The following is a 12,542-nucleotide window of genomic DNA, read 5'->3' as shown; positions in this document are numbered from 1 at the left end:
CCTTTAAAACTCGCTATAGGACACTCCCATCGCAAGTGGTGGGATTTCCCACAGGACATGGATACCGGCATAGATGGCCATCAAGGACCTGGATTTTTCCGACATTCTCGATGTATCGGCGCTGAAGCGCGAATGCGACATCATCTTCAAGGAAGACGGCAAACGCATTGCCGATATTCGCTCCGATCTGCTGCCGATCTTTCGAAAGGCCAGCACGGAAGGCCGGGAAATGGCCAGGGAACTGCTGAAAGCCGATGGCAGCGGCATCGACTGCGCCAGACGCATCTCCTGGCTTCAGGATCGCCTGATTGAAATCCTCTATGATCTCGCCTGCCAATATGTCTACCCGAAAGATACACCGCAGATAGCGGTCGCTGCCGTCGGCGGTTATGGTCGTGGCACGCTCGCGCCTGGATCGGACATCGACCTCCTGTTCCTGCTGCCGGCCAAGAATACGCCGGACATGCACAAGGCCGTGGAGTTCGTGCTCTATCTCCTCTGGGATCTCGGTTTCAAGGTCGGCCACGCCACCCGCACGGTGGATGAGTGCATCCGCCTCTCCAAATCCGATATGACGATCCGCACCGCCATTCTGGAAGTGCGGGCGATCTGCGGTAAAAAATCCCTGACCGACGATCTCGAAAAACGCTTCGAGTCGGAAGTCGTCACCGGCACCGGCCCGGAATTCATCGCCGCAAAGCTGGCCGAGCGCGACCAGCGCCACCGCAAGGCGGGCGATACGCGTTATCTGGTGGAGCCGAACGTCAAGGAAGGCAAGGGCGGGTTGCGCGACCTGCACACGCTGTTCTGGATCGCCAAATATTATTACCATGTCCGCGATACGGCCGATCTGGTGAAGCTCGGTGTCCTGTCACGGCCTGAACTCCGGCTGTTCGAAAAGGCCGATGATTTTCTCTGGGCCGTCCGCTGCCAGATGCATTTCATCACCGGCAAGGCGGAAGAGCGACTTTCCTTCGACATTCAGCGCGAGATCGCCGATGCGTTGAACTACCAGCCGCGCCCGGGCCTTTCCGCCGTCGAACGCTTCATGAAGCATTATTTCCTCGTGGCGAAAGATGTGGGTGACCTGACCCGCATCGTCTGCGCCGCACTTGAAGACCGGCAGGCGAAGGATGTGCCTGGCCTTTCCGGCGTCCTCAGCCGCTTCGCCCACCGTGTGCGCAAGATTCCCGGCTCGGTGGAATTCGTCGAGGATCGTGGCCGCATCGCGCTCGCCAAGCCGGATGTCTTCAAGAACGACCCGGTCAATCTGATCCGGCTGTTCCACATTGCCGATATCAACAATCTGGAACTGCATCCCGATGCGCTGCGTGTCGTCACGCGTTCGCTTTCGCTCATCAATGACGAGCTGCGGGAGAACGAAGAGGCAAACCGGCTTTTCCTGTCGATTCTGACGTCTCGGCGCGATCCGGCGCTGACCCTGCGCCGCATGAACGAAGCAGGCGTGCTCGGCAAGTTCATCCCCGAATTTGGCAAGATCGTCGCGATGATGCAGTTCAACATGTATCATCACTATACGGTGGATGAGCATCTGATCCGCTCCGTTGGCGTGCTCTCGGAAGTGGACAAGGGAACGGCTGTCGATGCCCACCCGCTCGCCAACCAGCTGATGCCGAGCGTCGAGGAACGCGAGGCGCTTTATGTCGCCGTTCTGTTGCACGATGTGGCGAAGGGTCGCCAGGAAGACCACTCGATTGCCGGCGCGCGTGTCGCCCGCAAGCTCTGCCAGCGTTTTCGTCTCACCGGCAAGCAGACCGAAACCGTCGTCTGGCTGATCGAGCAGCATCTTCTGATGTCCATGGTTGCCCAGACGCGTGATCTGCACGACCGCAAGACGATCACCGACTTCGCCGACAAGGTGCAATCCATGGAGCGGCTGAAGATGCTGCTCATCCTGACGGTCTGCGATATCCGCGCCGTCGGTCCGGGCGTCTGGAACGGCTGGAAGGGGCAGCTGCTGCGTTCGCTCTATTACGAGACCGAACTGCTGCTGTCGGGCGGCTTCTCGGAGGTCTCCCGCAAGGAGCGTGCGCAGATCGCCCGGCAGGCGCTTTACGACGCCCTCGAAGACTGGGGCCAGAAGGCGCGGCGCAAATATACCAAGCTGCACTATGAACCTTATCTGCTGACGGTGGCGCTGGAAGACCAGGTGCGCCACACCCGCTTCATCCGCGAGGCCGACAAGCAGGAAAAAGCGCTGTCGACCATGGTGCGCACCCATTCCTTCCATGCCATCACCGAAATTACCGTGCTGGCGCCGGACCATCCGCGTCTGCTGTCCATCATCACCGGCGCCTGTGCGGCCGCCGGCGCCAATATCGCCGATGCGCAAATCTTCACGACGTCCGATGGGCGGGCGCTGGATACGATCCTCATCAACCGCGAATTTCCGATCGATGAGGACGAGACGCGGCGCGGCAACAATGTCGGCAAGCTGATCGAGGAAGTTCTCTCCGGCAAGCAGCGCCTGCCGGAAATGATCGCCACACGCACCAAAAGCCGCAAGAAGAAGAGCGCCTTCACCATTCCGCCCTCGGTCATCATCTCCAACGGGCTGTCGAACAAATTCACCGTCATCGAAGTGGAATGCCTTGACCGGCCGGGCCTTCTGGCTGACATGACGGCCGTCATCGCCGATCTGTCGCTCGATATTCACTCCGCCCGCATCACCACCTTCGGTGAAAAGGTCATCGATACCTTCTATGTGACCGACCTCTTCGGCCAGAAGGTGACGAATGACAACCGGCAGGCCAGCATCGCCACGCGCCTGAAGGCGGTGATGAGCGAGCAGGAAGACGAATTGCGAGACCGTATGCCCAACGGCATCATCGCCCACCCAGACGTGGCGGCCCTGCCGGCCGCGCGCACGGCAAAGGCTTGAGATTATGAGCCTGATCGGCAAGTTCGCCACCGTCGGCACCGCCACGCTCGGCAGCCGCATCTTCGGCTTTCTGCGGGAAACCCTGATGGCAGCCGCCGTCGGCACCGGCCCGGTGGCCGATGCCTTCAATGCCGCTTTCCGTTTTCCGAACACCTTCCGGCGACTTTTTGCCGAAGGCGCGTTCAACTCGGCTTTCGTGCCGCTCTTCGCCAAGGAAATCGAGGCGAACGGCATGGAGGGCGCAAGGCGCTTTTCCGAAGAGGTCTTCGGCGTTCTCTTCACCGTGCTTTTGGCCCTGACGATCCTGATGGAACTGTCGATGCCGTTCATCGTGCGCACGGTGATCGCGCCGGGCTTTCTGGAAGACCCGGTGAAGTTCGAAAACACCGTCCATCTCGCCACCATCATGTTTCCCTATCTCGCCTGCATGTCTCTGGCGGCGATGATGGGCGGCATGCTGAACTCGCTGCATCGTTATTTCGCAGCGGCAATCGCGCCCGTATTCCTCAACATCATCCTCATCGGCGTGCTCGCTTTGGCATGGTGGAAGAATTACGATCCGCTTCAGGTGGGTTATGCGCTCTCCTGGGGCGTCATGGCGGCAGGCCTGGTGCAGCTCGCCATCGTCTGGATCGCCGTGCGCAATGCCGGCATGCGCATCGGTTTCCGCAGGCCCCGTCTGACGAAGAATGTGCAGCGCCTTCTGGTCCTTGCCCTGCCGGCGGCCATCACCGGCGGCATCACCCAGATCAATCTTTTGATCAACACCAATATCGCATCTGCCGGCGAAGGCGTAATCTCCTCGCTCGCCTATGCGGACCGGATCTACCAGCTGCCGCTCGGCGTCGTGGGCATCGCGGTGGCCACCGTGCTTTTGCCGGAGCTGGCGCGGGCGTTGCGCGGCGGGCATATGGTGGAGGCGGGAAGCCTGCAGAACCGCTCGGTGGAATTCGTACTGTTCCTGACATTGCCCGCTGCCGCAGCACTTCTCGTCATGGCGGAACCCATCGTTCGTTTTCTTTACGAGCGCGGCAATTTCTCGCCTTCGGCCACGATCACCGTCGCGCAAATCCTCGGCATCTATGGTCTTGGTCTGCCCGCTTTTGTGCTGATCAAGGCCTTCATTCCCGGCTTCTTCGCCCGTGAGGATACGCGCACGCCGATGATCTTCGCGGCGATTTCCGTCGTCGTGAACGTCTCCCTGGCGCTGACGCTCTTCCCGCGCCTTGGCGGTCCGGGCATCGCCATTGCCGAAATCACTGCCGGCTGGGTCAATGCCGCCCTGCTGTTCGGCATGCTTTTGTGGCGTGGACACTGGCATGTGGATATTCCGCTGCTCACCCGCATTCCGCGTTTGCTGCTGGCAGCGGCCTTGATGGCCGGTTTCGTGCACTATGCGCTGACCTGGCTGACTTTCGAACTGTCTTCCGCCTCGTCCATTCTCGTGCGGGCCGGCACCATCATGGCTCTCGTTTTTGCGGCCATGCTGGTTTATTTCGGGCTCGCTTTCGTTTCCGGCGGTGCCGATATCGGCATGGTCAAACGAGCCATCCGCAAGCGCGGCAAGAAGAACATCGAGACGGAGGCGGGCTGATGTCCTTCGCCGAGAACCGCCGCATCGCGATCGTCACGCTTGTCGTGGATGATTACGATCGGGCGAAGGCGTTTTATTGCGACGTTCTCGGGTTCGAATGCCTTTCCGATCAGCCGCTTGGCGACGGCAAGCGGTGGCTGGTGGTGAAGCCGCAAGGCGTCGAGGGCGGCGGCCTGCTGCTTGCCGAGGCGGACGGTGAACAGCAGAGGCTTGCCATCGGTAACCAGACCGGCGGCGTGTCGGGTTTTTCCTGCATACCGATAATTTCCAGCGCGATTATGAGACCATGCTCGCCCGCGGCGTGCGCTTTCTGGAAGAACCGCGCCACGAGGTTTACGGCTCCGTTGCGGTCTTTGCCGATCCTTATGGAAATCGTTGGGATCTTCTGGAACCGCGCGGCTGACAGGCCCTGAAACCGCTTGATTGCCGGGGGCTGCGGGTGCATAAGCGCGCGTGCAATTCCAACCATGGGGCGGGGCCCTCCACAAGCCTTTTCGAGGACGACAATGAACGCATTCAAGCCGCTGGTTTTCTCGGGCGTCCAGCCGACCGGCAATCTGCATCTCGGTAATTATCTCGGCGCCATCCGCAAATTCGTGGCGCTGCAGGAAGATAACGACTGCATCTATTGCGTCGTCGATATGCATGCCATCACCGCCCAGCTCGTTCACTCGGACCTGAAGGCGCAGACCCGCTCGATTGCGGCCGCCTTCATCGCCTCGGGCATCGATCCCGTAAAACATATCGTCTTCAACCAGTCGGCCGTGCCTCAGCATGCGGAACTCGCATGGGTGTTCAACTGCGTGGCGCGCATCGGCTGGATGGAACGCATGACGCAGTTCAAGGACAAGTCCGGCAAGAATGCCGAGCAGGTCTCGCTCGGCCTGCTCGCCTATCCGAGCCTGATGGCCGCCGACATTCTCGTCTATCGCGCCACGCATGTTCCCGTCGGTGACGACCAGAAGCAGCACCTGGAACTTGCCCGCGATATCGCCCAGAAATTCAATATCGATTTCGGCGATCATATCCGCAAGGCGGGCCTCGGGCTCGATATCACCGTGGGCGATGAGCCGGTGCACGCCTATTTCCCGATGGTGGAGCCGCTGATCGGCGGTCCGGCGCCGCGCGTGATGTCGCTCAAGGACGGCACCAAGAAGATGTCGAAGTCCGATCCCTCCGATCTGTCGCGCATCAACCTGATGGATGATGTCGACGCGATCTCGAAGAAGATCAAGAAGGCGAAGACCGATCCGGATGCGCTGCCGAGCGAAGTGGAAGGCCTGAAGGGTCGCCCCGAGGCCGAAAACCTCGTCGGCATCTATGCCGCGCTGTCCGACAGGACCAAGGCGGATGTTCTTTCCGAATTCGGCGGACAGCAGTTCTCGGCCTTCAAGCCGGCCCTCGTCGAGCTTGCGGTCAATGTGCTGGCTCCCGTCAACAATGAGATGCGCCGCCTTCTCGATGACCCGACCCATATTGACGCCATCCTCAAACAGGGTGGCGAGCGGGCGCGTGCCATCGCCGAAAAGACGATGAACGAGGTGCGCGACATCATCGGCTTCCTGCGCTGACAGGTCGCTGCTGCGCGAATGCGGCGGGCGGTTTGCGCGTGCCGTGATTTGATATAATCTCCGCCCGAACCGTCGGGCGGTTTTACGGATCACGGCGGACCTAGGGAGTGCAGAATGGTTTCAAAACGGCTGTCGCGTCTGGAAGGGCATCGTCGCAAATTTCTTGCAGTTATCGATGACACACCGGAATGCGAGAGGGCCGTGCACTATGCCGGTCGTCGCGCCAAGAACTCCAATGGCGGGCTGGTGCTGCTCTACATGATCCCGGAAGGCGATTTCCAGCAATGGCTGGGTGTCGAACAGATCATGCGGGCCGAGGCGCGTGAGGAGGCGGAAGCCACGCTTGCCAAAATCGCCCAGAAGGTGCGCGAGACCATCGGCATCGAGCCGGAAGCGGTCATTCGCGAAGGCAGCGCCACCGAGCAGATTCACGGGCTGATCGAGGAAGACCGCGATATCGCGATTCTCGTTCTGGCAGCAGGCTCGACGAAGGAAGGGCCGGGACCGCTTGTTTCTTCCATCGCCGGACGCGGGGCAGCCTTTCCCATTCCCGTCACCGTGCTGCCGGATACGCTGTCGGACGAGGAAATCGACGCGCTCTGCTGATCCGGGTTCCGGACAAGATTTAGGGGCTGACGATTTCTTGAATGTAATTATCATGTCAGGGCTTGAAGTGCAGCTTCGCCGGGCGTATTTTTGGAAGAATTCTAAATTGCGGGGCGTGAACGGCGACCTCGAAGGAGACAGACGATGTTCATTCAGACGGAAGCCACGCCGAACCCGACGACGCTGAAGTTCCTGCCGGGCAAGGTGGTGCTGGAAAGCGGGACAGTTGAGTTTCTCAGCCCGTCGCAGGCGCAGGCTTCGCCACTGGCGGAACGCCTCTTCACCATTCCCGGCGTGACCGGCGTTTATTTCGGTTTCGATTTCATCACCGTCACCAAGGACGGCGCGGAATGGCAGCATCTGAAGCCCGCCATTCTGGGCTCCATCATGGAACATTTCATGTCCGGCCGCCCGATCATGGGCACGGCAATCGCTGCCGAAGTCTCGGATGAGGAAGGTGAGTTCTTCGAAGAGGGTGACGAAACCATCGTCGCCACCATCAAGGAACTGCTGGAAACCCGCGTCCGCCCCGCCGTGGCGCAGGATGGCGGCGACATCACCTTCCGCGGTTTCCGCGATGGCACGGTGTTCCTGAACATGAAGGGCGCCTGCTCGGGTTGCCCGTCCTCCACCGCCACGCTGAAGCATGGCGTTCAGAATCTGCTTCGCCATTTCGTGCCGGAAGTGCGCGAAGTCGAAGCGGTATAAAAGCGCAAGCCAGGCCATCATGATTGTTCTCGCACTCGACACCTCAGGTGTGGATTGTTCCGCCTGCGTTTATGACAGCGCCTCCGACAGGGTGCTCGGCGAGGTATGCGAAACGATCGGCAAGGGCCATGCCGAAAGGTTGATGGCGGTGATCGACGGTGCTCTGGGGCAGGCGCAACTGTCGCTCCAGAATGTCGGGCGCATCGCCGTGACCATCGGGCCGGGGTCTTTCACCGGTATCCGTGTCGGGGTTGCCGCCGCGCGCGGCTTTGCCCTGTCGCTCGGCGTCGAGGCCGTGGGCGTCACCACGCTTGAAACGCTGGCGCTTCATCATCTGCTTGCAAATCCCGGCCGGCCCGTGGCCGTCGGGCTGGATGCCAAACGCGGCGAAGCCCATCTCCAGACATTCGGTGCGGATGGATCGCCGCTGCGCGATGCCGCGCTTCTGTCTCTGGACGACGCCAAAACGGTCACTACCGGTTTCGATGGCGTCGTTATCGGTTCAGCCGCGCCGCTTTTGGCGGGGTTGGAGGCGGGTTCGGGACCGGATCACTTCCCGATTGCCTCGGTCGCGCGTGCTGCTGCGCGCAAGCCGGCTGGTCAGCCGAAACCCGCGCCGCTTTATCTGCGCGGGCCGGATGCCCGGCCGCAGACCGGTTTTGCGCTGGCACGCCAGGGCGTTGCCTGATAGGGCATTCCTCGACATGTGCAATGATTCCTGTGATGCCCGATTCCTGTTATGTTTGACGACTATCTGACCTGGAAACCCTATTTCGAGATCGTGCCGATGCAGCATGAGGATTGCGCCGCGGTGGCGGAGCTGCATGCGCTGCGCTTTCCGCGCCCTTGGAACGACGGGGAGTTTTCCGGACTTTTGACGCAAGGGTCGGTTTTCGGTGCTGTCGCACGCCAGACCAACGCCTTTTTCAGCAAGCCGCTCGGTGGTTTCGTGCTGGCGCGGGAAGTGGCGGGCGAGGCGGAAATTCTGACCGTTGCCGTGGCCGATAAATTCGCACGCGTCGGTCTCGGCTGGCGTCTGATGCAGTCGGCCATCCGCGAAGCGATGATGCGCGGCGCCGAAACCATGTTTCTTGAGGTGGATAATAATAATGCCTCTGCGCTGGGGCTTTACAGGAAGCTCGGCTTCAAAACCGTCGCGGAACGCAAGGCCTATTACACCGCAAAGGATGGAACGAAGTCGACGGCGCTTGTCATGCGTCGCGATCTTCGCTAGTTCCCTGCGACAGGCATTTTTTCGGCGAAAGCCGCAAACCGGAATTCTCAAAAGGCCAGAAGACGTGACAGACCTTTCGAAAACGCTGGAGGAGCTTTGTGCCGAACGCGGCATGCGGATGACCGACCAACGCCGTGTCATCGCCCGCGTCCTTCAGGAGTCAGCCGACCATCCCGATGTCGAGGAGCTTTACCGCCGTTCCTCCGCCGTGGATCCGCGCATATCGATTTCCACCGTCTACAGAACGGTGAAACTGTTCGAGGATGCCGGCATCATCGAGCGTCACGATTTTCGCGACGGCCGTTCGCGCTACGAGACCGTGCCCGAGGAACATCACGATCACCTGATCGACCTGAAGAACGGGGTGGTCATCGAATTTCATTCGGCCGAGATCGAGGCCCTTCAGGAAAAGATCGCCCGGGAACACGGCTTCAAGCTCGTGGATCACCGCCTGGAACTTTACGGCGTGCCGTTGAAGCCCGGCGAACACTGAGACGCCGGTGAACAAGCGGTCTTTCCCATCATGATGTGGCTGCGGACAGCCTATATTGCGGTCGTTCTCCTGATCGTCACGCTCGTCTTGCTGCCGCTTCAACTGCTGGGCCTTGCCTTCGACTGGCGGCTTCGCCGTCGCATTCCGCGCCTCTGGCATCGCATCGCCTGCCATGTTCTCGGCATCCGCGTGCATGTGCATGGCGATGTGGAGCGGGCGAAACCGCTGATGCTGGCGGTCAATCACGCCTCGTGGAAGGACATCCTCGTTTTGGGCAGCATTGCCGACGTCGTGTTCATCGCCAAGACGGAAGTGCGGGACTGGCCGGTATTCGGCTGGCTCGCCCGCCTGCAGAAAAGCATATTCGTTCAGCGTGAGCAGAAACGCAGCACCGGCGCGCAGGTGAGCGAGATCGCCAGCCGCATGGCCGATGGCGAGATCGTCGTTTTGTTTCCGGAAGGCACCACCTCGGACGGCAACCGCATGCTTGCCGTCAAATCCTCGCTGTTCGGTGCGGCCTCCACCGCCGCTGAACAGGTTCCGGGCAAGCTGGTTTATGTGCAGCCGGTCGCCATCGCCTATACAAGGGTGCAGGGCATGGCCATGGGGCGTTACCATCGCGTCATCGCCGCCTGGCCGGGCAGCATCACGCTGGTGCCGCATCTGCTCGGCATCATCAGGGCCGGCGCCATCGATGTCGACGTGACATTCGGTGACAGCGTTCCGTTTCACAGCACGGATAATCGCAAGCGCTTGGCGACCGATATCGCCGCTTCCATCCGCTCCATGCTGGCCTTCAGCCTGCGCGGCGGCTGGCGGAAATAGCGAGATCGTAGCTTTTCCGGCATTTTTCTGTTTAATCTGGCCGTGAAAAACACTAGATAGCCGCCATGACCCAGGAAACGCTTGGCCTTGACGCCCCACCCATGATCGCCCGCGAGGGTTCGAACAGCCAGCCCGCATCCATCGCGCGCGATGGGGCAAACAGCAGAAAGGTCTTCATCAAGACCTACGGCTGTCAGATGAACGTCTACGATTCCGTCCGTATGAGCGATGCGCTGGCGAAGGACGGTTACGTTCAGACAGAAGATATGGGCGAGGCGGATCTGGTTCTGCTGAACACCTGTCATATCCGCGAAAAGGCGGCTGAAAAGGTCTATTCGGCGCTCGGCCGCCTGCGCGACATGAAAAAATCGCGCGAAGAGCAGGGCCGTGAATTCATGATCGGTGTTGCCGGCTGCGTGGCGCAGGCGGAAGGCGAGGAAATCCTTCGCCGTGCGCCCGCCGTCGATGTCGTCATCGGCCCGCAGACCTATCATCGCCTGCCGGACGCCCTGAAGCGGGTGCGCGGCGGCGAGCGCGTCATCGAGACCGAATATGCGGTCGAGGACAAGTTCGAGCATCTGCCTGTGGCCGAAAAGGCGACGCTGCGCACGCGCGGCGTAACAGCGTTTCTGACGGTGCAGGAAGGTTGCGACAAGTTCTGTACCTTCTGTGTCGTGCCCTATACGCGCGGTTCGGAAGTCTCCCGCCCCGTGCGCCAGATCATCGATGAGGCGATGAAGCTCGTCGATGCCGGCGTGCGCGAGATCACGCTGCTTGGCCAGAACGTCAATGCCTGGCAGGGCGAAGGTCCAAAGGGCGAGAAATGGGGCCTTGCCGAACTGCTTTACCGGCTGGCGGAAATTCCGGGCCTTGCACGGCTTCGCTACACCACCAGCCATCCGCGCGACATGGACGAACGCCTGATCGGCGCGCATCGCGATCTGCGTATTCTCATGCCCTATCTGCATCTGCCGGTGCAGTCCGGGTCGGATCGCATTCTGAAAGCGATGAACCGTCGCCATACGGGTGAGGAATATATCCAGCTTGTCGAAAAAATCCGCGCCGCCCGCCCTGATATTGCCATGTCGGGAGACTTTATTGTCGGTTTCCCCGGTGAGACGGATCGCGATTTCGAAGATACGATGGCGATGGTCGAGACGGTGAAATATGCGCAGGCCTTCTCGTTCAAATATTCAACCCGCCCCGGCACGCCGGGAGCCGATCTCACCGATCAGGTTGCGGAAGAGGTGAAGGCCGAGCGGCTGGAAAGATTGCAGGCCCTGTTGCTGCGGCAGCAGAAGGAATTTGCGGAATCGCTGGTCGGAAAAACCATGGATGTGCTGCTGGAAAAGCCCGGCCGCATGCCTGAGCAGTTGATAGGTCGCTCTCCGTGGCTGCAATCCGTGAATCTTGATGCAAAGACTTTGAAAATCGGTGACATTGTTAATGTACGAATCACCGCAACGGGTCCAAACAGCTTGTTTGCCGAGGTGGCAGGGAGTTAGAGTGAGGAGCCGACACTGATTGGGACAGGAGCCTGACCGCTTGAACGCACACGAATTGGTATCAAATTCATCGCGCCAGCCACGCCAAGCCGCGACCGACGCCAATCACTTCGTCCTCACGTTCGAGAATAACAGGATAGCGGGAGAGCTATTCGGTCAGTTCGATCAGAACCTGAAGCTTCTGGAACAGCGCCTCAATATCGACGCTCGCCCGCGCGGCAATTCCGTCGCCATCACCGGCGATGTCATTGCCACCAATCAGGCTCGTCGGGCGCTGGATTTCCTTTATGAACGGCTGCTCAAGGGCGGAACCGCCGAGGTTTCCGACGTGGAAGGCGCGATCCGCATGGCCATGGCCGCGGACGACCAGCTGACCTTGCCGACGATGGAACGCAAGGCGAAGATTTCCATGGCGCAGATTTCCACCCGCAAGAAGACCATCGCTGCCCGCACGCCGACACAGGACGTCTACATGCGGGCACTGGAGCAATCCGAACTGGTTTTCGGCGTCGGCCCCGCCGGTACCGGCAAGACCTATCTTGCCGTCGCTCATGCGGCGCAGCTTCTGGAGCGCGGCGCGGTTGACCGCATCATCCTGTCGCGTCCTGCCGTCGAAGCGGGCGAACGTCTGGGCTTTCTGCCGGGCGACATGAAGGAAAAGGTCGATCCTTATCTGCGCCCGCTTTATGACGCGCTTTACGACATGATGCCGGGCGACAAGGTGGAGCGCGCCATTCAGGCGGGCGTCATCGAAATCGCGCCGCTGGCCTTCATGCGCGGCCGCACGCTCGCCAACGCCGCCGTCATTCTCGACGAAGCCCAGAACACCACGACCATGCAGATGAAGATGTTCCTGACCCGCCTTGGCGAGAACGGCCGCATGATCGTGACGGGTGACCCGAGCCAGGTGGATTTGCCGCGCGGCGTGAAATCCGGTCTTGTCGAGGCACTGCAAATCCTTGGCGATGTGGAAGGCGTGTCGGTCGTGCGCTTCAAGGATGTCGACGTCGTGCGTCATCCGATGGTGGCGCGCATTGTCCGGGCGTATGAATCCCACACGGCGGTGCCGGATGAAAGCCTTGTGAAGGGCAACTGACGTAAAGA

General features: G+C 60.6%; 11 protein-coding genes and 1 pseudogene. All 12 read left to right on the top strand.

Annotated features, from left to right (window positions below):
- The first annotated feature begins 73 nt into the window (after positions 1-73).
- The 12 genes and pseudogenes from ACIK7D_RS06470 (at position 74) to ACIK7D_RS06415 (ending at position 12,534) form a co-directional block, all read left to right on the top strand.
- On the top strand, positions 74-2,902 hold the full coding sequence (locus ACIK7D_RS06470; protein WP_400155884.1) for a [protein-PII] uridylyltransferase: 2,829 nt from the start codon (positions 74-76) through the stop codon (positions 2,900-2,902).
- Between the two features lie 4 nt (positions 2,903-2,906).
- Entirely contained in the window at positions 2,907-4,496 is a 1,590-nt protein-coding gene (gene murJ, locus ACIK7D_RS06465) for a murein biosynthesis integral membrane protein MurJ (protein WP_400155883.1), read from the top strand.
- Positions 4,496-4,899 (top strand): annotated as a pseudogene (locus ACIK7D_RS06460) (VOC family protein). Before murJ ends, ACIK7D_RS06460 begins: the two are co-directional and overlap by 1 nt.
- A gap of 103 nt (positions 4,900-5,002) precedes the next feature.
- Positions 5,003-6,067, top strand: a complete 1,065-nt coding sequence (gene trpS / locus ACIK7D_RS06455; RefSeq protein WP_080818064.1) for a tryptophan--tRNA ligase — start codon at positions 5,003-5,005, stop codon at positions 6,065-6,067.
- 114 nt (positions 6,068-6,181) lie between these two features.
- The gene (locus ACIK7D_RS06450) at positions 6,182-6,673 is read left to right on the top strand and encodes a universal stress protein (protein ID WP_003503758.1); all 492 of its coding nucleotides are present in this window, start codon (positions 6,182-6,184) and stop codon (positions 6,671-6,673) included.
- Between the two features lie 144 nt (positions 6,674-6,817).
- Entirely contained in the window at positions 6,818-7,381 is a 564-nt protein-coding gene (locus ACIK7D_RS06445; protein WP_400155882.1) for a NifU family protein, read from the top strand.
- A 19-nt stretch (positions 7,382-7,400) separates the two neighbouring features.
- Positions 7,401-8,069 (top strand): tRNA (adenosine(37)-N6)-threonylcarbamoyltransferase complex dimerization subunit type 1 TsaB, encoded by a 669-nt coding sequence (gene tsaB, locus ACIK7D_RS06440; protein WP_400155881.1) that lies wholly within the window; start codon positions 7,401-7,403, stop codon positions 8,067-8,069.
- Positions 8,070-8,120: 51 nt separating this feature from the next.
- Positions 8,121-8,615, top strand: a complete 495-nt coding sequence (locus tag ACIK7D_RS06435) for a GNAT family N-acetyltransferase (RefSeq protein WP_127756773.1) — start codon at positions 8,121-8,123, stop codon at positions 8,613-8,615.
- A 64-nt stretch (positions 8,616-8,679) separates the two neighbouring features.
- Complete coding sequence (locus ACIK7D_RS06430) at positions 8,680-9,108, top strand: Fur family transcriptional regulator (protein WP_003503749.1); 429 nt, start codon at positions 8,680-8,682, stop codon at positions 9,106-9,108.
- 30 nt (positions 9,109-9,138) lie between these two features.
- Positions 9,139-9,933, top strand: coding sequence for a 1-acyl-sn-glycerol-3-phosphate acyltransferase (locus tag ACIK7D_RS06425; protein WP_080818058.1), 795 nt, complete (start codon positions 9,139-9,141; stop codon positions 9,931-9,933).
- Between the two features lie 65 nt (positions 9,934-9,998).
- Positions 9,999-11,438, top strand: coding sequence for a tRNA (N6-isopentenyl adenosine(37)-C2)-methylthiotransferase MiaB (gene miaB / locus ACIK7D_RS06420; protein WP_400155880.1), 1,440 nt, complete (start codon positions 9,999-10,001; stop codon positions 11,436-11,438).
- A 40-nt stretch (positions 11,439-11,478) separates the two neighbouring features.
- The gene (locus tag ACIK7D_RS06415; protein WP_400155879.1) at positions 11,479-12,534 is read left to right on the top strand and encodes a PhoH family protein; all 1,056 of its coding nucleotides are present in this window, start codon (positions 11,479-11,481) and stop codon (positions 12,532-12,534) included.
- Positions 12,535-12,542: the final 8 nt, after the last annotated feature.

Source organism: Agrobacterium sp. P15N1-A, from assembly GCF_044626815.1.
In the GTDB taxonomy this organism is placed as follows: Bacteria; Pseudomonadota; Alphaproteobacteria; order Rhizobiales; family Rhizobiaceae; genus Agrobacterium; species Agrobacterium leguminum.
Note: the sequence above shows the minus strand (reverse complement) of the source record. Positions and strands in the feature narration are given on the sequence as shown.